Raw genomic sequence first — 21,160 nt, 5'->3', positions numbered from 1 at the left:
GGCGCATAATGCTGCCCGCCTCAATGGGGCAGGGTGCCGCATGCAACGCTATCACGCGCTGGATTTTATTCGAGGCTGTGCCATTCTCGGCATTCTGCTGCTCAATATCGTCGGCTTTGGTCTGCCCTCTGCGGCCTACCTGAATCCGGCCTGGCAGGGGAGTGTCACCCTCGCTGACGCCTGGACATGGGCCCTCTCCGATACCTTTGCCCAGCTCAAATTCCTGACGCTGTTTGCGCTGCTGTTTGGTGCCGGTCTGCAGATGCAACTGCCGCGCGGCAGTCGCTGGCTGACTGCCCGGCTGTCACTGCTGGTGCTGATCGGTTTTCTGCACGGGGTGTTTCTCTGGGAGGGGGACATCCTGCTCGATTATGGCATCATCGGGCTGGTGGTGTGGCGGGTCGTGCGCGATGTTCCTTCCACCCGCAGCCTGATGAATACCGGCATTCTGCTTTACCTGGTGGGCTGCGGTGTGCTGCTGGTATTCGGGTCGATCTCCGATCCTGAGCCGACCCGCTCCTGGCTGCCCGGCGCGGCCGAACTGCAATATGAGCGCTACTGGAAACTGGCCGGCGGCTGGGAAGCGATTCAGAACCGGCTTGATCACCTCTCATCGGGACTGATGGCGCTGGCGGCGCAGTATGGCTGGCAGCTGGCGGGCCTGATGATGATCGGTGGCGCGCTGCTGCGCTGTGGCTGGCTGACGGGCCAGTTTCCCCTGCGGCACTACCGTCAGGCCGCCGTCGTGCTGCTGACGGCGGGATTCTCGATAGCGGTGGCCGGTGTCGCTGCGCAGTGGCTGTTACACTGGGAGTTCCGCTGGAGCGGCTTTTATCTGCAGACCCCGCGCGACCTTGCCAGCCCGCTGATCAGCCTTGGCTACGCGGCGCTCTGTCTGGCCTGGTGGCCGCAGATTTCACGCTGGCGGTTCAGTTATGCCATTCAGTGTGTCGGGCGCATGGCGCTGACCAACTACCTGATGCAGTCGCTGATCTGTACCACGCTGTTCTACCGCTTTGGCTTCTATATGCACTTTAGCCGGCTGGAGCTGGTGCTGATGGTGCCTGCGGTCTGGCTTATCAATATCCTCTTTTCACTCATCTGGTTACATTTCTTCGCACAGGGCCCGCTGGAGTGGCTGTGGCGGCGGCTTACCCAGCTCTCAGCCGGAAAACCGCGCCTGTCCGACCACGCCAGATAATGACCGCCATCACAAAGGTTACAGAATTGTATGTAACCGCTTTCATTGATGTGACGCAATTCACGCTGCACATCGCCCGCCCCTGACAAAATAGCGCCGGTGTTCAACCCGGCGTGATGCCCTCTTTTTCCTTTCTGGAACTGCTGCATGATAACAATTCGTGATGTTGCCCGTCAGGCTGGCGTCTCAGTGGCGACCGTATCGCGCGTCCTCAATCAGAGCAGCGCCGTCACCTCTGATACCCGCGACGCTGTGTTACAGGCGGTTGAGGCGCTGGGGTATCGTCCTAACGCCAACGCGCAGGCGCTGGCGACTCAGGTCAGCGACACCATCGGGGTGGTGGTGATGGATGTTTCCGATCCCTTTTTTGGCGCGCTGGTTAAAGCGGTGGATACCGTGGCGCAGCGCGTCCATAAGCATGTCCTCATCAGCAACTCCTGGCATCAGGAAGAGAAAGAGCGTCATGCCATTGAAGTGCTGATTCGCCAGCGTTGCAGCGCCCTGGTGGTGCACGCGAAAACGCTTTCAGACGCGGAGCTGGCTGACTTTATGCAGCATGTGCCGGGCATGGTTGTCATCAACCGCGTCATACCGGGATTTGAGCAGCGCAGCGTCAGTCTGGATAACGTCGCCGGTGCGCTGATGGCCTCCCGGACCCTGATACAACAGGGGCATAGCCGCATCGGCTATCTCTGTTCCAGTCATCCTATCGAAGATGTCGCCCAGCGCCGCGAAGGGTGGATGCAGGCGATGGCAGAGCAGGGCATCCGGCCGCATGAGAGCTGGATTGCCAGCGCAGAGCCCGACATGCAGGGCGGCGAAGCGGCGATGGTGGAGCTGCTGGGGCGCAATCTCAATCTCAGCGCGGTGTTTGCTTACAACGACGGTATGGCAGCGGGCGCGCTCACGGCGCTGAAAGACAATGGCATTCAGGTGCCACAGCATTTTTCTGTCATTGGCTTTGATGACATCCCTATCTCGCGTTACACCGATCCCCAGCTTACCACTGTGCGTTATCCTATTGTTTCTATGGCAAAAATTGCGACAGAGCTGGCGCTGCAGGGGGCGGCAGGCCTGCTGGATGACACCGCCACGCACATCTTTATGCCGACGCTGGTGCGGCGTCATTCAGTCGCGCAGCGGCAAAATGTGGAGTCCGTCACTAATTCAGGCGATTCAGCCATGTAACCGCTTTCAATCTGTGATTACATTCACAGTTAATTAACATTGCTCTCACTATGATGGCAGCGTCTTACCGGACTGAAACATTATGTAACGCCAGTGTAACGGCATCAGTTGTGGTCTCAGTAGCCGGTTAACGGGTTCATCCCCTCTTCACGGACGTGTTCAGGCACAGGGAAGTCAGGTTTTAGACGGCGTCAGCGGTAAGCGGCAAATTGCGCAGACTGCCCCGCCGATCTGTTTTACCGATTGCTTTCGCGCCACGTTGCGCGGCAGCGCTAAAAAGACCCTGCATAATAAAACCGGAGATACCATGAATAAGAAGGTTTTCACGCTTACCGCACTGGTTGCCAGCATGATGTTTGGTGCAACCGCTCACGCAGCTGACACCCGTATCGGCGTGACCATTTACAAATATGATGACAACTTCATGTCAATGGTGCGCAAAGACATTGAGAAAGAAGCGAAAACCCTTGGCGGCATTCAGCTGCTGATGAATGACTCGCAGAACGACCAGTCCAAACAGAACGACCAGGTTGACGTACTGATGGCAAAAGGCGTGAAAGCGCTGGCCATTAACCTGGTTGACCCGGCTGCCGCAGCCGTGGTGGTCGACAAAGCGCGCGCGAATGACGTGCCGGTGGTCTTCTTCAACAAAGAGCCTAACGCGAAAGTGCTGGCCGGTTATGACAAAGCCTACTATGTCGGGACCGACTCTAAAGAGTCCGGCATCATTCAGGGTCAGCTGATTGAGAAACACTGGAAAGCGACCCCGGCCTGGGATCTGAACAAAGATGGCACCATCCAGTTTGTGCTGCTGAAAGGTGAGCCAGGCCATCCTGATGCGGAAGCCCGTACCAAATATGTGATCGATACGCTGAACAAAGATGGTCTGAAAACCCAGCAGTTAGCGATGGATACGGCGATGTGGGATACCGCACAGGCTAAAGATAAGATGGATGCGTGGCTGTCAGGCCCGAACGCGAAGAAAATCGAAGTGGTGATTGCCAACAACGATGCGATGGCGATGGGTGCCGTTGAAGCGCTGAAAGCGCACAACATGACCTCTATCCCGGTCTTCGGCGTCGATGCCCTGCCGGAAGCGATGGCGCTGGTGAAATCGGGTGCGCTGGCCGGTACCGTACTGAACGATGCGGAAAACCAGGCGAAAGCCACGCTGGATATCGCCAACAACCTGGCTAACGGCAAAGCTGCGACCGAAGGTACGAACTTCAAGATGGTGGATAAGATCGTCCGCGTACCTTACGTTCCGGTTGATAAAGAGAATCTGGCTCAGTTCCAGAAATAAGTTCGATTCCGGGCGCGACCCCTGTCGCGCCTTTTTTATGTCACCACCGTTTTTTAGCCAGGTAAAATATGGCCAGTGATAATACGACCGCGCAGCGAGAATATCTGCTGGAGATGAAGGATGTCTCAAAATCATTTCCCGGCGTTAAAGCGTTAGATAATGTGAATTTAAAAGTGCGGCCTCACTCTGTTCATGCGTTAATGGGCGAGAACGGTGCCGGTAAATCCACGTTATTAAAATGCCTGTTTGGTATTTATAAAAAAGATTCCGGCAGTATCCTGTTTCAGGGTAAAGAGATCGACTATAAAAGCTCCAAAGAGGCGCTGGAAAATGGCGTGTCGATGGTGCATCAGGAATTAAACCTGGTCCTGCAGCGCACTGTGATGGACAACATGTGGCTGGGGCGTTATCCGCGCAAAGGCTTCTTTGTCGATCAGGATAAGATGTATCAGGATACCAAAGCTATTTTTGACGAGCTGGATATCGATATCGATCCGCGCGACAAAGTGGCGAATTTGTCTGTGTCGCAGATGCAGATGATTGAAATTGCCAAAGCTTTCTCTTATGACGCAAAAATTGTGATTATGGATGAGCCGACCTCCTCGTTAACGGAGAAAGAGGTTAATCACCTGTTCACGATTATTCGTAAGCTGAAAGATCGTGGCTGCGGCATCGTCTATATCTCACATAAAATGGAAGAGATTTTCCAGCTGTGTGATGAGATTACGATTCTGCGTGACGGACAGTGGATTGCGACTCAGCCGCTGGAAGGGCTGGATATGGATAAGATCATCGCGATGATGGTCGGCCGTTCACTGAACCAGCGTTTTCCTGACCGTACCAACGTGCCGGGGGAAACCATTCTTGAGGTGCGGAATCTGACCTCTCTGCGTCAGCCTTCGATTCGTGACATCTCATTTGATTTGCGTAAAGGGGAGATCCTCGGCATCGCCGGGCTGGTGGGCGCCAAACGTACCGATATCGTCGAAACGCTGTTTGGCATTCGCGAAAAATCGGGCGGCACCATCAAACTGCATGGTAAACCGATTAATAACCACAGTGCGAATGAAGCGATTAATCACGGGTTCGCACTGGTGACGGAAGAGCGTCGCTCAACCGGTATTTATGCTTATCTGGATATCGGATTTAACTCCCTTATCTCGAATATTAAAAAATATAAAAGCAGTATGGGGCTGCTGGATAATAAACGCATGAAAAGTGACACCCAGTGGGTGATCGATTCCATGCGCGTAAAAACGCCGGGCCACCATACGCAGATTGGTTCGCTTTCGGGCGGTAATCAGCAAAAGGTGATTATTGGCCGCTGGTTATTGACCCAGCCTGAAATCCTGATGCTTGATGAACCAACACGCGGTATTGATGTTGGTGCAAAATTCGAAATTTACCAGCTGATTGCTGAGCTGGCGAAAAGAGAGAAGGGCATCATTATTATCTCATCCGAAATGCCGGAGCTGTTAGGCATTACCGATCGTATTCTGGTAATGAGTAATGGTCTGGTAGCAGGCATAGTTGATACCAAAACGACCACGCAGAACGAAATATTGCGTTTAGCGTCATTACACCTTTAATGAAGCAAGGGCTGTTAACATGAAAGCGACTACAAAAAAGAATGCGCTAACCTGGTTAAAAGAGGGCGGCATTTATGTCGTGCTGCTGGTATTGCTGGCTATTATTATTTTCCAGGACCCGACATTTTTAAGTTTAATGAACCTGAGTAATATCCTGACCCAGTCTTCAGTGCGCATTATTATTGCACTGGGCGTGGCGGGCCTGATTGTGACCCAGGGGACTGACCTGTCAGCCGGACGTCAGGTTGGGCTGGCGGCGGTTGTCGCAGCGACGCTGCTGCAGTCGATGGACAACGCAAACAAAGTGTTCCCGACGCTGGATACGGTGCCAATTCCGCTGGTTATCCTGACCGTGTGTGTGATCGGGGGAGTGATTGGTCTGGTGAACGGTGTGATCATTGCCTATCTGAAGGTGACGCCTTTTATCACCACGCTGGGCACCATGATTATCGTTTACGGTATTAACTCACTCTATTACGACTATGTGGGTGCGTCACCGATTGCCGGTTTTGATGCAGGCTTCTCGAAATTCGCACAGGGCTTTTTGCGGTTTGGTGATTTTAAACTGTCGTTTATCACCTTCTACGCGGTGATTGCGATTGTGTTCGTCTGGGTGCTGTGGAACAAAACCCGTTTCGGCAAAAACATTTTCGCTATCGGGGGTAACCCGGAAGCGGCGAAAGTGTCAGGCGTGAACGTGCCGCTGAACCTGATCCTGATTTATGCGCTCTCTGGTGTGTTCTACGCCTTTGGCGGGATGCTGGAAGCGGGTCGTATCGGTTCGGCGACTAACAACCTCGGCTTTATGTATGAGCTGGATGCGATTGCAGCCTGTGTGGTCGGCGGCGTCTCGTTCGCCGGGGGTGTGGGTAGCGTGGCGGGTGTGGTAACCGGTGTGTTGATCTTCACCGTTATCAACTACGGTCTGACCTATATCGGCGTTAACCCTTACTGGCAGTACATTATTAAAGGCGGCATCATCATCTTCGCCGTGGCGCTGGATTCACTGAAGTATTCGCGTAAGAAGTAACGTTCTCTGCTGCGAAAAAAGCGACCTTCGGGTCGCTTTTTTTATGAGGATGGCGCTGGGCGGTTGATGTGAGACGGAGTATGCGAAGGGAACAGGGTCAGATCGGAAAGACGCAAAAGCCGTTGTCCGTGACACACTCGGCCTGCTTGAAGGCTGAGGTCATTGCTTTGAGACGGAGCCTGCGCAGGAAACAGGGTAAGATCGGAAAGTCGCAAAGGCCGTCATCCATGACACGCTCGGCCTGCTTAAAGGCTGAGGTCATTGCTTTGAGACGGAGCCTGCGCAGGAAACAGGGTCAGATCGGAAAGACGCAAAAGCCGCCATCCATGGCACGCTCGGCCCGCGCCGTCCCTGGCGCGGGACGCTTTCCTCTTCTGACCCTGTTCCCTGCGCTTCAGGCTTATTTATTGCTGTTAGATTCGCCTAAGCCTCAGGGAATTCAAACAGACGACTCACCCACTTAAAACGATGGGAGCGTACGCCTGCAGCAAAGCATAGCGGGCCATGGATGGCCCGCGCTGAGCCTGCCAGGGATGGCATCTTTTGCGTCTTTGCGAAAGGCGTATGCTCCCTGAGTCTTGTACCTTGCTGCCAGACTGCAGCTCAGTGCATATAACAGAGTTTCATTCAACCGCTGAACGTCAGCTACTTCCGTAACTTCTGTTCCAGCTCCAGCAGCTGTTCCGGCGTCACAGCAGGATAACTCTGCGCATCCTCCGGGACGGTTCGCACGGCGGGAATGGGCACCAGCGGGCCAAGGAAACGGGGTTCTCGCTTGAGCAGGAAGAGGTCTGCCAGCGCACCCAGCCGGGCCCCCACTTCACGGAAGCGCACGCTAAGCATGTTCTTCGGCGAGGGCACGGCATAACACTGCGCCTGAATGCCCAGCTGCAGGGCGATGAAGAGTGCGCGCTCACAATGAAAACGCTGCGTGATGATAATGAAGTCGTTGGTATCAAAGACCTTACGGGTACGCACGATCGAATCCAGCGTGCGGAATCCGGCGTAGTCGAGCACGATATCGGCCGGATCGACGCCCGCTTTGATTAAATCACGGCGCATTGTCATCGGCTCGTTATAACTCTGCAGCGCATTATCCCCGCTCAGCAGCAGATAATTGACTTTACCGCTGTTGTAAGCGTTCAGCGCACCCTGCATACGATAGAGGTAATACTGATTAATTACGCCGGTGCGGTAATATTTTGCCGTTCCCAGTACCACGCCCACCTGACGATGCGGCAGAGAAGAGACATTTTCGTAGATGAAAGGCGCCGTTTTCCAGCTGATCCAGCGATCGAGGCCGAGCGCAGTTGCCACCATCACTAAGATGATGAAAAGCAGACCAATGAAAACGCGTTTCAGCATGCGCCTGGAGACTCGGTGTCAGAATGTTGAGATGGCACAAGGCTACTTGAGGCGTCGCAGCGAAGCAAGTTACTGCCGGCTGGCTGTGCGCTTTTTGAACACTGCCGGACCCCATCAGGTCCGGCAGGCTGAGGATTAAATCGAGGTACGGCGATAGTGACGGTACTGCGGCAGCCAGAAGTTGTTGGCAATAGCCTGTGACAACACATCTTCTGAGGTCACCACGGCAACGCCCGCCAGCTGAGCGGCTTTACCCACTTCCATCGCAATGATCTTCGACACGCCCTGAATATCTTTGATCTCGGGCAGTACCGGGCCTTCGCCTTCGTTGACCAGCGGAGAGCAGTCAGCCAGTGCGCGGCTGGCGGTCATCAGCATGCTGTCGGTGACGCGGCTGGCGCCTGAGGCAATCACACCCAGACCAATTCCCGGGAAGATGTAGGAGTTGTTGCACTGCGCGATCGGATAGGTTTTACCGTTCCAGCTTACTGGCGAGAACGGGCTGCCGGTTGCGACCAGTGCAGCACCGTCAGTCCAGGCGATGATATCGGCTGGCGTCGCTTCCACGCGTGATGTCGGGTTCGACAGTGGCATCACGATAGGGCGCTTACAGTGCTTGTGCATCTCACGGATGATCTCTTCGGTGAACAGACCCGGCTGACCGGAAACACCAATCAAGATATCGGGCTGGGCATTGCGCACTACGTCCAGCAGCGAGATTGCGTCGCTGGCGACATCCCAGTTCTGCAGGTTTTCGCTCTTCTGCACCAGCTTGCTCTGGAAATCGAGCAGGTTAGGCAGTTTGTCAGTGAGCAGACCAAAACGATCCACCATCATCACCCGGCTACGGGCTTCGTCGTCGCTCAGACCTTCAGATTTCATCTGCGCAATGATCTGTTCAGCGATACCACAACCCGCGGAACCGGCTCCCAGGAAGACCACTTTCTGCTCGCACAGACGGCTGCCGGCTGCGCGGCTGGCGGCGATCAGCGTGCCGACGGTGACGGCAGCAGTGCCCTGAATATCATCGTTAAAGCAGCAGACCTCTTCGCGATAGCGGTTCAGCAGCGGCATCGCGTTCTTCTGGGCGAAATCTTCGAACTGCAACAGCACCTTCGGCCAGCGGCGCTTAACGGCCTGAATGAACTCATTGACGAAGGCGTCATACTCTTCGCCGGTGATACGCGGATGACGCCAGCCCATATAGAGCGGGTCGTTCAGCAGCTGCTGGTTATTGGTGCCGACATCCAGCACGACCGGCAGGGTGTAAGCCGGGCTGATGCCGCCGCAGGCGGTATAGAGTGAAAGCTTACCAATCGGAATCCCCATTCCACCGATGCCCTGGTCGCCCAGACCCAGGATACGCTCGCCATCGGTCACCACAATCACCTTCACATTCTGTTTGGTGGCGTTCTGCAGCATATCTTCGATGCGATCGCGGTTCGGGTAGGAGATGAAAACGCCACGCGCACGACGGTAGATTTCAGAGAAGTGTTCGCAGGCTGCGCCGACGGTCGGGGTATAGATGATGGGCATCATCTCTTCGAGATGGTTATCCAGCAGGCGGTAGAACAGCGTTTCGTTCGTGTCCTGGATGTTTCGCAGGTAGACGTGCTTATCGTTATTGTTTTTAAAGTCCTGGAACTGACGCCAGGCGCGCTTTGCCTGCTCTTCAATCGACTCCACCGCTTCAGGCAGCAGACCATTGAGGTTAAATTCGTTACGTTCTTCGAGGGTAAAGGCGCTGCCTTTGTTCAGCAGGGGAAATTCAAGCAAAATCGGGCCAGCATATGGGATATAAAGCGGGCGTTTACTTTCGTAGTCGAGTTCCATGCGGTGATGCTCCGGTTGCAGTGTTGTCTGGCGTCACGCCGGAAAGGTAGCGCCAGTTTTCTTACCCGTTATAGCTCAGACTGCAGGCCTGTAGCGGCAGGGTCACCGCTGCGGGAAAATTCACGACCGTGCTGCCATCCTGCAACCTGAATTATTCAGAGTAATTTGTCATGACGTGAATTCTGGCGCCAGATCCTATGAAATTTCCCGCAGAAGTACAGCGTTTGTTCATAAAAGCTCACAAAACTGTGGCCTTTCTGACAGCCGGTTATGCTTTGTTCAGCGTCACATGCAGCAGCTCACTGCAGCCAAATGTCTGCAGCGTGGCTTGCGTGGCGGCAAACTGGCTCAGCGTGGCATTTTCTGCTTCCGCTAATACCGCTCTTTTTATCTGACGGACATCGCCGCCCTGCATGTTCAGCCGCACCAGCGCCGCCTGAAGGGGCGGGAAGCTGGGATTAAACGCGGCGTTTTCCGCATAGCGGCCGGTGACAATCGAACCGCTCACGGTCAGCAGCGCAACCCCGGCGTGCGACTGGCTGTAGGGGGCGTGACTGGCATTGGCGGCGGCAACGGCCGCCTGCACCAGTTCGTCACCCGCAGCGACGTAGCCGTGATCAACGCGGTCCATCAGGAAAGTGCTGATGTCGAGGTCGCGCGGGCCAAATGCATCCGGCAGATAGTCAGCCAGGGTACTCACTGCGCGCTGCGGCAGGCTGATACGAATAGCGGTGCCGCTGTTCAGCTCGTTCATAAACTGGCGGCAGTGACCGCACGGCGTGTAGTTGACGGTGATGCTCTCCAGCTGCGGCTCGCCGCACAGCCAGGCGTGGGTAATCGCGCTCTGCTCGGCGTGAACCGTCTGCTGCAGCGGGGCGCCGACAAACTCCATGTTCGCCCCGAAGTACCAGGCACCGCTGACGCCACGGGCAATCGCGCCGACGTTGAAGTGGGAGACGGTGGCGACAGCGCAGGCCGCTGCCAGGGGCAGCAGCGCCAGCGCCAGCGTATCGGCGTCCATCTGCGTCTGTTGCTGCAGTGCAGCGACCTGGCTGGCGCTCAGTCGCGCCTCAAAGTCAGGATCGTCCAGCAGGGGAGCCAGCGCCGTTTGCAGCGTTGATGGCAATGCCTCAAAAGCGGAGAGGAAACGGGATTGCATGAGAGCCTCATTAAATTCAGCAGGGCGACGTGCCGGTCACCGGTTTATATGTGATCCAGGTCGCTCTGACAATGTAACCTGTGTTGCATGTTTCAACTTTGCGAGATCTCTCGCAAAGTTTTAGCCAAACCAGTGCAGCAGCAGCGGAAAAACAAAGGGGGCCAGCAGTGAGGTGATGATGCCGCAGATCACCAGGGCCAGCGAGCTGAAGGCACCCTCCTGAAAATCGAGTTCGGCTGCACGCGCCGTGCCGAGTGCATGTGACGCATTGCCAATCGCCAGACCGCGTGCGGCTTTAGACTTCACACCGAGCAGGTTCAGCACCATATGACCGAAGACCGCACCCAGCACCCCGGCGATCAGCACACAGATGGCGCTGATGGCCGGAATACCGTGCAATGAACCGGAGACGGCCATGGCAATCGGTGTGGTCACCGATTTCGGCACGATAGTGGCCGCAATTTCGGGCGTCGCTCCCAGCCAGAGCGCAATGGCCGTGCCCGAGGTCATGGCGGTCAGACTGCCGATAAAGCAGACGCCGATAATGGATTTCCAGCGGGCGCGGATCTGATGGATCTGTTCATAGAGCGGCAGTGCCAGGGCCACCACCGCCGGTTGCAGCAGCTGATTGAGAATCTGGCTGCCGGCGAAATAGCGCGAGTAGGGCAGCTGCAACAGCAGCAGTATCGGAATAATTATCGCCATCGCGACCAGCAGCGGATTGAGCAGCGGGAGCTTCAGCCGTATTGCCAGTTTGCGCGCCAGGAAAAAGGCCGCCAGCGTCAGCGGCAGTGACCACCAGATTTCACTCATCGCCCGACTCCCCGGCCGGCTTCCGGCTGTGCAGCTTGTGGGCGCTCACGCCGACAATCGAGAGCACCAGCAGGGTGCTGACGACACAGGAGATCACGATAGGGCCAAACTGCGCGGTCAGGACATCGGTGTAGTTCATCACCCCGACGCTGATCGGCACAAACAGCAGGGCCATATAGCGAATCAGCAGATGACAGCCCGGTTTCACCCAGGTTACCGGCAGGATTTGCGACGCGAGCAGGGCAAACAGAATTAACATGCCGATAATGCTGCCGGGCAGGGTAATGGGCAGCAGCGAGGCGATGCCGATTCCGGCATACAGGCAGAGATAGATGATGATAAAGGCGCGCAGATAGCGCCCGCAGACAGACAGCACGGTGAGCATGGCAGGCTCCTGTTTTTACTGAGCTTCATCATACGCATTAACCGCTTAGCGTGCTAGCGATCACATTTATGCGCCAGAAAGCGGCAGGAGAGGAGGCCGCGTTCACCTGTGCAGGAAGAGAGCGTGCGTGGCGGACATAAAAAAACCCTTCGCACCTGCAGAGGCGCAAAGGGTTTCAGTCCGGAACGGATTTCGTCAGCGGCAGGTTACTTAACCGGCATACCCGGTACCGCACCGCTATCCACGGAGAGCACGAAGAGATCTTTGCCGCCCGGTCCTGCTGACAGCACCATGCCTTCAGAGATGCCGAAGCGCATCTTACGTGGTGCGAGGTTGGCGACGATGATGGTCATTTTACCGACCAGCACTGACGGATCAGGATAAGCGGCGCGGATGCCGGAGAAGATCTGACGTTTTTCCCCGCCCAGGTCAAGTTGCAGACGCAGCAGCTTGTCTGAGCCCTCAACCAGTTCCGCCTGCTCAATCAGCGCCACGCGCATATCCACTTTGGCGAAATCGTCGATGGTGATGGGCTCACCGACAGGTGAATCTGCCAGCGGGCCGCTTGCGGCCGGTGCAGCTGCGGCGGCAGCATCCTCTTTTGAGGCCGCAATCAGTCCCTCAACCTTCGCCATTTCAATGCGGCTGTAGATCGCTTTAAACGGCGCGACCTGGTGATCCAGCAGCGGCTGGGCGATAGCATCCCAGCTCAGCTCGCACTTCAGGAAATCTTCGGCGCGTGCGCTCAGGGAAGGCAGCACCGGCTTCAGCCAGGTCATCAGGATGCGGAACAGGTTGATACCCATTGAGCAGATAGCCTGCAGGTCGGCATCGCGGCCTTCCTGCTTCGCCACCACCCATGGTGCCTGCTCATCGACATAGCGGTTAGCCAGGTCGGCCAGCGCCATGATCTCACGAATCGCACGGCTGAACTCACGGCTGGCCCAGGCTTCACCAATCTTCTCTGAGGCATCCACGAAGGTCTGATAAAGGGCCGGATCGGCCAGCTCAGCCGCCAGTTTGCCGTCAAAGCGTTTGGTGATAAAGCCCGCGTTACGTGACGCCAGGTTAACCACTTTGTTGACGATGTCGGCGTTCACGCGCTGAACAAAATCTTCCATGTTCAGGTCGATATCGTCGATGCGTGAAGAGAGTTTCGCCGCATAGTAATAGCGCAGGCTGTCGGCATCCAGATGCTGCAGCCAGGTGCTGGCCTTAATAAAGGTGCCACGCGACTTCGACATTTTTGCACCGTTGACGGTGACATAGCCGTGCACAAACAGGTTGTTTGGCTTGCGGAAGTTGCTGCCTTCCAGCATTGCGGGCCAGAACAGGCTGTGGAAATAGACGATATCTTTACCGATGAAGTGGTATAGCTCGGTGGTGGAGTCTTTACGCCAGAACTCGTCGAAGTCGATGTCGCCGCGCTTATCGCACAGGCTTTTGAACGAGCCCATATAGCCGATAGGCGCATCCAGCCAGACGTAGAAATATTTGCCCGGCGCACCCGGAATTTCAAAGCCGAAGTAAGGCGCATCGCGGGAGATATCCCACTGCTGCAGGCCCGACTCAAACCACTCCTGCATTTTGTTCGCAACCTGATCCTGCAGTGCGCCAGAACGGGTCCAGGCACGCAGCATCTCGCTGAAGGAGGGCAGATCAAAGAAGAAGTGTTCGGAATCACGCAGCACCGGCGTCGCACCGGACACCACGGATTTCGGATCGATCAGCTCTGTCGGGCTGTAGGTCGCGCTGCAGACTTCGCAGTTGTCGCCATACTGGTCAGGTGACTTACATTTCGGGCAGGTGCCTTTCACAAAGCGATCCGGCAGGAACATCCCTTTTTCCGGGTCATACAGCTGCGAAATCGTGCGGTTCTTGATGAAACCGTTCTCTTTCAGGCGACCGTAGATCAGCCCGGCCAGCTCACGGTTTTCGTCGCCATGCGTTGAGTGATAGTTGTCATAGCTGATATTGAAACCGGCAAAGTCCGTTTCATGCTCCTGTTTCATTTCTGCAATCATCTGCTCCGGTGCAATCCCCAGCTGCTGCGCTTTCAGCATGATAGGGGTACCGTGCGCATCGTCGGCGCAGATGAAATAAACCTGATTGCCACGCATTCGCTGATAACGCACCCAAATGTCTGCCTGGATATGCTCGAGCATGTGGCCGAGATGGATTGATCCGTTCGCGTAGGGCAGGGCGCACGTTACCAGAATTTTTTTAGCGACTTGAGTCATAGTTTGCGTAGCTTTCTGTTGATTGAAAAAACGGGCTTAGATGGTAACTGAAGGCTTCTCCTGCGTAAACACAAGGGATTCATCCCGCCAGTCGCCGCGAATCCATGTGCTTCTGATATCATTGAGGTTACCTCGCTGAAAACAGCGTAAGCAGAGCAGAAATAAGGAGTGAGGGATGACAGCACAATCCCGGGAACCGCATACGCCAGAAGGGCTGCGCGCCATCGTGGCTGGCGTACTGAAACGCTTTGAGCATCCGACCCTGCATCAGAACCTGACCGCGCTGAAGGCGCTGCATCATGTGGCACAGCTTGACGGTACGCTGCACATTGAAGTGATGATGCCTTTTGCCTGGGCCAGCGGGTTCGACGCCCTGAAAGAGCAGGTCAGCGCCGAACTGCTGCGCCAGACCGGCGCGCGTGCGATCGACTGGCGGCTCAGTCATGATATTGCCACCCTGAAGCGGGTGAAAAATCAGCCGGGCGTGAACGGTGTGAAAAATATCATTGCGGTCAGCTCCGGCAAAGGGGGCGTCGGCAAATCGAGCACTGCCGTGAATATGGCGCTGGCGCTGGCCGCCGAAGGCGCGCGCGTCGGGATCCTCGACGCCGACATCTATGGCCCGTCAGTGCCGAACATGCTCGGCACGCAGGACCAGCGGCCGACTTCGCCGGATGGCACCCATATGGCACCGATTATGGCGCACGGGCTGGCGACGAACTCGATTGGCTATCTGGTCACCGATGATAACGCGATGGTGTGGCGCGGCCCGATGGCCAGTAAAGCGCTGATGCAGCTGCTGAACGAGACGCTGTGGCCGGAACTGGATTATCTGGTGCTGGATATGCCTCCGGGTACCGGCGACATTCAGCTCACGCTGGCGCAGAACGTGCCGGTCACCGGGGCGCTGGTGGTCACCACGCCGCAGGATATTGCCCTGATTGATGCCCGCAAAGGGCTGGTGATGTTTGAGAAGGTCAATGTTCCGGTGCTGGGCGTGGTGGAAAATATGAGCCTGCATATCTGCAGTCAGTGCGGCTTCCATGAGCCGATTTTCGGCACCGGCGGGGCGCAGAAACTGGTTGAGGATTACCAGACGCAGCTGCTGGCCCAGCTGCCGCTGCACATCGACCTGCGCGAAGATCTCGATGAAGGCGAACCGACGGTGATCCGCCGGCCAGACAGCGATTTTACGGCGCTCTATCGCCAGCTGGCCGGACGCGTCGCCGCCCAGCTTTACTGGCAGGGTGAGGTGATCCCTGGCGAGATCGCCTTCCGCGCACTCTAAGCCCGCCCCGACCCGCTGGCATAGGCCGACGCCAGCGGGTAGTGCATCAGCACGTAGCCGCCATGCTCCCCTTCACCTTCCGAAATCATCTTCCAGCCATGTTTCAGGTAAAACGCCTGGGCTGCTTTGTTCATCTGCAGACACTTCAGCGCCCCGGTTGAGGTGAAGCGCGCCTGGACGTTCTCCAGCAGGGCACTGCCCACGCCGCGCCCCTGCCAGTCGGGATCGACATAGAGACTGTGCAGAAAGTTGTCGTTCTCCAGCAGTCCGGCAAATCCGACGCGCTGCCCCTCAGCCTCGGCGACCAGCACCGTCTCCCCCAGGATCACCCCATCAAAATCTTCCAGCTGCCACTCGCTGCCATCCAGCCAGCGCCAGTTATGCCGTCGCGCCGCCAGAAACAGCGTTCGCAGGAAAGGACGATCGGCTTCAGTAAACGGACGTATCTCCACAGCTCTGCTCCCTTTTTATCCGGTCTTACAAAACTAGCAGCGATTCGGGAAGAGAGGGGGAAAGACAAAGCGGGTTTAATGTCATGAAAATCGCTGTACACTGCCCGGCGGGCCAGAGAGCATCAGGCTCTCAGCGTTTGATAGCTTTCGTTAATCAGATTGATAACGTCTGCATATTAGATGTTGGCCCGAAAATTATGTAACCTGCATCACATATTTTAACGGAGGCCACAGATGTCTATTATCAATACCAAAATCAAGCCGTTCAAAAACGCAGCATTCAAAAACGGCGAATTCATCGACGTAACCGAGAAAGACGTTGAAGGTAAATGGAGTGTGTTCTTCTTCTATCCTGCTGACTTCACCTTCGTCTGCCCGACCGAGCTGGGTGACGTGGCTGATCACTACGAAGAGTTCCAGAAACTGGGCGTAGATATCTACTCTGTTTCTACCGACACCCACTTTACCCACAAAGCCTGGCACGGTTCTTCTGACACCATCGCGAAGATCCAGTATGCGATGATCGGCGACCCGACTGGCGCGCTGACCCGCAACTTCGAAATCATGCGTGAAGCAGAAGGTCTGGCTGACCGTGGTACTTTCATCGTTGACCCGGAAGGCGTTATCCAGGCTATCGAAATCACCGCTGAAGGCATTGGCCGTGACGCCTCTGACCTGCTGCGCAAAGTGAAAGCGGCTCAGTACGTTGCTTCTCACCCAGGTGAAGTCTGCCCGGCGAAATGGAAAGAAGGTGATGCAACGCTGGCTCCATCTCTGGACCTGGTTGGCAAAATCTAATCCCGCTTCGGCCTTTCGACCATTCTCCAATCGGGTGCCACGGCACCCGATTTTTTGACCAGGATATCACTATGCTCGACACAAATTTGAAAACGCAGCTCAAGGCTTACCTTGAGAAATTAACCAAACCTGTTGAGTTGATCGCCACCCTGGATGAGGGTGCAAAATCAACCGAGATCCGTGAACTGTTGGTTGATATCGCCGGTTTGTCTGACAAAGTCAGCTTCCGCGAAGAGAACGATCGTCAGGTGCGTAAGCCCTCGTTTCTGATCACTAACCCAGGTTCGAACAGCGGCCCGCGTTTTGCCGGTTCACCTCTGGGTCACGAATTTACCTCACTGGTGCTGGCACTGTTACAGACCGGTGGGCATCCGTCTAAAGAAGCACAAAGCCTGCTGGATCAGGTTGCTGAGCTGGACAGCGATCTCCATTTCGAGACCTACTATTCACTTTCCTGCCACAACTGTCCTGATGTGGTGCAGGCGCTGAACCTGATGGCGGTGATTAACCCGCGCATCAGCCACACCGCAATCGACGGTGGCCTGTTCCAGAATGAGATTCAGGAACGCAACGTGATGGGCGTGCCAGCGGTTTACCTTAACGGTAAAGAGTTTGGTCAGGGTCGCATGAGCCTGGCGGAAATCGTCAGCAAAGTGGATACCAACGCGGACAAACGCGCAGCGGAAGAGCTTAACAAGCGTGACGCGTACGAAGTTCTGATTATCGGCAGCGGCCCGGCGGGCGCAGCAGCCGCCATCTACTCCGCGCGTAAAGGTATCCGTACCGGCCTGATGGGCGAGCGTTTCGGCGGGCAGGTGCTGGATACGGTCGATATCGAAAACTATATCTCTGTCCCTAAAACCGAAGGTGCAAAACTGGCAGGTTCACTGCGTGCACACGTTGATGATTACAATGTGGATGTCATCGACAGCCAGAGCGCCATTAAACTGATCCCGGCGGCGAAAGAGGGCGGACTGCACGCCATCGAAACCGCCTCCGGTGCCGTACTGAAATCACGCAGCATCATCCTGGCGACCGGCGCACGCTGGCGTAACATGGGCGTGCCGGGTGAAGAAGAGTATCGCACCAAAGGTGTTACCTACTGCCCGCACTGTGATGGCCCGCTGTTTAAAGGCAAGCGCACCGCGGTCATCGGCGGCGGTAACTCTGGCGTGGAAGCGGCAATTGATCTGGCCGGTATCGTGGAACACGTGACGCTGCTGGAGTTTGCTGGTGAGATGCGTGCTGACCGCGTGCTGCAGGATAAACTGCGCAGCCTGAAGAACGTTGATGTGATCCTGAACGCGCAGACCACGGAAGTGAAAGGCGACGGCAGCAAAGTGACCGGCCTGCACTACATTGACCGTACGACGCAGACCACCCATGAGCTGCCGCTCTCCGGTATCTTTGTCCAGATTGGTCTGTTGCCGAACACCCCATGGCTGGAAGGCGCGGTTGAGCGCAACAAAATGGGCGAAATCATCATCGATGCGAAATGCGAAACCAGCCTGAAAGGCGTCTTCGCAGCAGGCGACTGCACCACCGTGCCGTACAAGCAGATCATCATTGCCAGCGGCGAAGGTGCGAAAGCGTCACTGAGTGCCTTTGACTATCTGATCCGTACCAAAACGGCTGAGTAAGTTTCATCAGCCAGGCAATAAGCCCTTCAGCCCCCCAGTGCTGAGGGGCTTTTTTTATGCGCCTGTTAATAGCCCGCCAGCGTCATCAGCATCATCCATACCGGCGTCGTCACGGCCGCAAACACCGTAGAGAAAAGCATACTGGCCGCCGCCGGGCCGGTAATGACATTGAATTTCTGCGACATCAGATAGACGTTAACCCCGACCGCCATCGACCCCAGTAACACCACCACTTTACTCTCCAGCGGGGGTAGACCGGTCAGCCACGCGATAGCCCATACCGTCATCGGTTGCAGAACCAGCTTCAGCAGGCAGATCGTATAACTCTCTTTTAAGCCATCCCGCACCCGATAATGTGCCAGGCTCATGCCCAGCGTGACCAGCGACAGGGGGGCCGCCAGCGAGGCCAGCATCCGCAGCGGTTCAGCGGCGATCTGCGGCAAGGGGTGCTGAAGAAAGCTCCAGGCCGTGCCGCTGAGAATGCCGACGATCAGCGGATTCTTCAGCACGCCGATCAGGGTGCGCCAGAGACCGGTCAGGGAAAAGCTGCCCTGTTTTGCCCACTCGACCGAAACGGTCAGCAGGGTCCAGAGGATGAGGCTGTTAAACACCAGCACCAGCGCCACCGGTGGCAGCGCTTCTGGCCCGAGCAGGACGGTGGCCACCGGGATCCCCAGCATCACGTTGTTGGAGAAGATCCCCCCCAGCGCAAAGACCGAGGCGGCCACGCCGTCAAGCTTAAACAGCCGTGTCGCCAGCAGGCGTCCCACGATAAACACCAGCAGGCAACTGCCAAAAAAGGCCAGCAGCAGGCGCGCATCCACCGGCGGGCTTTGCGAGAAGGTACTCATCACCCGAAACAGCATGCAGGGCAGCGCAACGTTAAACACAAAGCGGTTCATGCCTTCGCTGATGCTGGCAGGCCATTTTCCGAAGCGTGTCAGCCCATATCCGAGCAGGATCAGGATAAACAGCGGGGCTGACAGGTAAATCTGATGGCTCAGGCTTTCAAACAGCAGTGGCATAAGAGGCGTCTGGGTAAACCATGGATAGTTACCAGACTAACAAATCGCTAACTAACTGTTAACACCTCCCTGCTTTGGAACCGGCCGTCGGGCGGGCTGTCAGCCTAACCAGCGACGCGCCTGCTGGTCACTGATGTCCCGGTAATAAACACGATGGATGGTTTCGCCGCAGCCCGCACAACGGGCCGAAATATAGGTGGAAAGGTAATGTCGGCCATTAGGGGCGATGGCACCCTGACGTTCGATCTGAACATCCTGCCATCGATGGCGGTGAGGAATAAGCGCTGACAATCGCATCATACATCCTGAGTAGTATGAAGTTCCGCTTCAGGAGTCGATAACTCCATGAAATAAAGTGTTTTTTTACAACGGTGTTTCGCGCAGGTTAATTATTATGAAATGGTCAGAGTCCGAGCGATGGCCAGGGCTCATGAGGCCTGACAGCAGAAGTACCTCTTAAGAGGTATCCCTGAGGCCCGCAGCATTAAGCCTTTTTTTGCACCATGGGACGTTGATCGGGATCATGCGGAAGGTTCCGTTCCGGTCATTTCGCTGGCGGCTGTTGCCTGCTTTCAGAGAACGGCTTGCCTATGCTGCAAACCGTAATTCGACTCGGGGTTCCCTTCTTGTGAAGGCTAAGAAATACCCGTATTACCTGCTCTGGATAATGCCAGCGTAGGCATCTGTGTTCAGCCTGCTTATTATGAGATTGACTCTTTTATTGTCCGTACGTAATGCACTTACGGTACATAAAGGGTTTGTTCATGAGGTAAAATCACTTCTGCACACCTTAAAAAAGGCGCAGTAACGATTCATTCAGCGGTATATAAATCAGCCGTTGTGATTGCAATACATGCAGGGTCATAAGGATTGAGACATGGACACGGTTGAGGAAGTGAATGGAACATACTTTTATGCGGGGCGTTCAAACCTTACCGCCACCGAACTCTTTTTTATGGTGTTTGTTTTCAATACTGCTGATCAGTTCGGTATCAAGGATATCGCTGCTGTCTATGCGCTCTATGCTGGTATGAATGACCAGACTACACGGACTAAACCAGGAACGGCAATCCCTGGCACCTCCAGACTATCGAAAGGTGTACGGCGGGTATTTGGAAACAGAATGTTCCCGTTTGGTTTGGAGATGCCTACGTGGATTGGCGGTTATACTCCATGGACTGTAAAGCGAAGGATGGTGAGGAAGATTGGAACGTGGGTAGGGCGAACAATTCCTCTATTAGGTGAGGTGATTCTTGTAGCTGATATGTCGCAGATCATCTACTACTCGATCACTGAATACAACACCATTGCCCGAGGTGATGATAAGTTATGGTAGACGATATCGAGAAACGCGTGATCGAGATGTTCACTATCCGTAGTGGTACTTACCTGTTCAGAAAAAAGAAATACGATACTTACACGCCAGAATCGAATATTCATTTTGATGTGCAGCTTGATCTGGATGATGTTGAAGAGTTGGTAGAAGAGTATTCGAAAGAGTTTAACGTTGATATGTCGGATTTCCATCTCGAAGCCTACTACCCCGAGGTGAATTTCTCATGGAACCCGTTTAAAAAGCCTGAGCCTGTTGATGTACCAGACTTCACCATTAATATGTTTATCCAGTCAGCTAAAGCTGGAAGATGGTTGTACGAATAGGGGGATAAACCGCCTCCCTTTTCTTCACTTCAGCGCAGGTATAAGCAGAACACAAAAATGAATTCCGGTGGGCGTGGGGTATATCACAAAGGAGCTTAACGGCTCTTTTTTCTTTTCGGTGGTGGGGTAACGCTGGGGTACCGTGCGAAGAAGTGGTAACCGGAAGGGCGCGCTTGCGTCTGCGAGTAACTT

Annotated in this window: 19 protein-coding genes; 10 read left to right on the top strand and 9 right to left on the bottom strand. The window is 55.4% G+C overall.

Going from position 1 to position 21,160, the window contains the following annotated elements; translation table 11 throughout:
* Positions 1 to 40: 40 nt before the first annotated feature.
* From yeiB to mglC, 5 genes are all read left to right on the top strand, one after another.
* Complete coding sequence (gene yeiB, locus AC6I7A_RS12495; RefSeq protein ID WP_058956709.1) at positions 41 to 1,201, top strand: DUF418 domain-containing protein YeiB; 1,161 nt, start codon at positions 41 to 43, stop codon at positions 1,199 to 1,201.
* A gap of 147 nt (positions 1,202 to 1,348) precedes the next feature.
* Positions 1,349 to 2,389, top strand: coding sequence for an HTH-type transcriptional regulator GalS (galS, locus tag AC6I7A_RS12490; RefSeq protein ID WP_009089173.1), 1,041 nt, complete (start codon positions 1,349 to 1,351; stop codon positions 2,387 to 2,389).
* Between the two features lie 307 nt (positions 2,390 to 2,696).
* The gene (gene mglB, locus AC6I7A_RS12485) at positions 2,697 to 3,692 is read left to right on the top strand and encodes a galactose/glucose ABC transporter substrate-binding protein MglB (protein ID WP_009089175.1); all 996 of its coding nucleotides are present in this window, start codon (positions 2,697 to 2,699) and stop codon (positions 3,690 to 3,692) included.
* 68 nt (positions 3,693 to 3,760) lie between these two features.
* Positions 3,761 to 5,281, top strand: a complete 1,521-nt coding sequence (gene mglA, locus AC6I7A_RS12480; protein ID WP_046102225.1) for a galactose/methyl galactoside ABC transporter ATP-binding protein MglA — start codon at positions 3,761 to 3,763, stop codon at positions 5,279 to 5,281.
* 19 nt (positions 5,282 to 5,300) lie between these two features.
* Entirely contained in the window at positions 5,301 to 6,311 is a 1,011-nt protein-coding gene (gene mglC / locus AC6I7A_RS12475) for a galactose/methyl galactoside ABC transporter permease MglC (protein ID WP_009089178.1), read from the top strand.
* A 645-nt stretch (positions 6,312 to 6,956) separates the two neighbouring features.
* Here the strand turns inward: mglC and sanA are convergent.
* The 6 genes from sanA to metG form a co-directional block, all read right to left on the bottom strand.
* Entirely contained in the window at positions 6,957 to 7,676 is a 720-nt protein-coding gene (sanA, locus tag AC6I7A_RS12470; protein WP_058956707.1) for an outer membrane permeability protein SanA, read from the bottom strand.
* A 135-nt stretch (positions 7,677 to 7,811) separates the two neighbouring features.
* The gene (locus AC6I7A_RS12465; protein WP_046102224.1) at positions 7,812 to 9,509 is read right to left on the bottom strand and encodes an NAD-dependent malic enzyme; all 1,698 of its coding nucleotides are present in this window, start codon (positions 9,507 to 9,509) and stop codon (positions 7,812 to 7,814) included.
* A gap of 268 nt (positions 9,510 to 9,777) precedes the next feature.
* Entirely contained in the window at positions 9,778 to 10,668 is an 891-nt protein-coding gene (cdd, locus tag AC6I7A_RS12460; protein WP_009089184.1) for a cytidine deaminase, read from the bottom strand.
* 120 nt (positions 10,669 to 10,788) lie between these two features.
* The gene (locus AC6I7A_RS12455) at positions 10,789 to 11,481 is read right to left on the bottom strand and encodes a CidB/LrgB family autolysis modulator (RefSeq protein WP_009089186.1); all 693 of its coding nucleotides are present in this window, start codon (positions 11,479 to 11,481) and stop codon (positions 10,789 to 10,791) included.
* A complete protein-coding gene (locus AC6I7A_RS12450) occupies positions 11,474 to 11,866 on the bottom strand; it encodes a CidA/LrgA family protein (RefSeq protein ID WP_058956706.1) in 393 nt (130 codons plus the stop codon). Before AC6I7A_RS12450 ends, AC6I7A_RS12455 begins: the two co-directional genes overlap by 8 nt.
* Before the next feature lie 206 nt (positions 11,867 to 12,072).
* Complete coding sequence (gene metG / locus AC6I7A_RS12445; protein ID WP_058956705.1) at positions 12,073 to 14,106, bottom strand: methionine--tRNA ligase; 2,034 nt, start codon at positions 14,104 to 14,106, stop codon at positions 12,073 to 12,075.
* Positions 14,107 to 14,281: 175 nt separating this feature from the next.
* Between metG and apbC the strand changes: the two genes are divergently transcribed.
* Entirely contained in the window at positions 14,282 to 15,394 is a 1,113-nt protein-coding gene (gene apbC, locus AC6I7A_RS12440; protein ID WP_058956704.1) for an iron-sulfur cluster carrier protein ApbC, read from the top strand.
* Here the strand turns inward: apbC and AC6I7A_RS12435 are convergent.
* Positions 15,391 to 15,846, bottom strand: coding sequence for a GNAT family N-acetyltransferase (locus AC6I7A_RS12435; protein ID WP_058956703.1), 456 nt, complete (start codon positions 15,844 to 15,846; stop codon positions 15,391 to 15,393). The genes apbC and AC6I7A_RS12435 overlap by 4 nt on opposite strands.
* 234 nt (positions 15,847 to 16,080) lie before the next feature.
* Here AC6I7A_RS12435 and ahpC point away from each other — a divergent pair, with 234 nt between their 5' ends.
* Together ahpC and ahpF are read left to right on the top strand one after the other, a co-directional pair.
* The gene (gene ahpC, locus AC6I7A_RS12430; RefSeq protein ID WP_009089196.1) at positions 16,081 to 16,644 is read left to right on the top strand and encodes an alkyl hydroperoxide reductase subunit C; all 564 of its coding nucleotides are present in this window, start codon (positions 16,081 to 16,083) and stop codon (positions 16,642 to 16,644) included.
* A 71-nt stretch (positions 16,645 to 16,715) separates the two neighbouring features.
* Positions 16,716 to 18,284 (top strand): alkyl hydroperoxide reductase subunit F, encoded by a 1,569-nt coding sequence (gene ahpF / locus AC6I7A_RS12425; protein WP_009089198.1) that lies wholly within the window; start codon positions 16,716 to 16,718, stop codon positions 18,282 to 18,284.
* Between the two features lie 65 nt (positions 18,285 to 18,349).
* Here ahpF and AC6I7A_RS12420 read toward each other — a convergent pair whose 3' ends face one another.
* Together AC6I7A_RS12420 and AC6I7A_RS12415 are read right to left on the bottom strand one after the other, a co-directional pair.
* Positions 18,350 to 19,309 (bottom strand): AEC family transporter, encoded by a 960-nt coding sequence (locus AC6I7A_RS12420; protein WP_058956702.1) that lies wholly within the window; start codon positions 19,307 to 19,309, stop codon positions 18,350 to 18,352.
* 99 nt (positions 19,310 to 19,408) lie between these two features.
* Positions 19,409 to 19,606, bottom strand: a complete 198-nt coding sequence (locus AC6I7A_RS12415; RefSeq protein ID WP_072052741.1) for a hypothetical protein — start codon at positions 19,604 to 19,606, stop codon at positions 19,409 to 19,411.
* A gap of 580 nt (positions 19,607 to 20,186) precedes the next feature.
* Here AC6I7A_RS12415 and AC6I7A_RS12410 point away from each other — a divergent pair.
* Together AC6I7A_RS12410 and AC6I7A_RS12405 are read left to right on the top strand one after the other, a co-directional pair.
* Positions 20,187 to 20,645 (top strand): STM2901 family protein, encoded by a 459-nt coding sequence (locus tag AC6I7A_RS12410; RefSeq protein WP_140922984.1) that lies wholly within the window; start codon positions 20,187 to 20,189, stop codon positions 20,643 to 20,645.
* Positions 20,639 to 20,968: a DUF1493 family protein gene (locus tag AC6I7A_RS12405; RefSeq protein WP_058956700.1), complete on the top strand. Its 330-nt coding sequence runs from the start codon at positions 20,639 to 20,641 to the stop codon at positions 20,966 to 20,968. The genes AC6I7A_RS12410 and AC6I7A_RS12405 overlap by 7 nt, the downstream gene beginning before the upstream one ends.
* Positions 20,969 to 21,160 lie beyond the last annotated feature (192 nt).

Source organism: Type-F symbiont of Plautia stali, assembly GCF_059731105.1.
The sequence above is the reverse complement of the archived record's forward strand: the minus strand, read 5'-3'. Positions and strand labels throughout refer to the sequence as shown.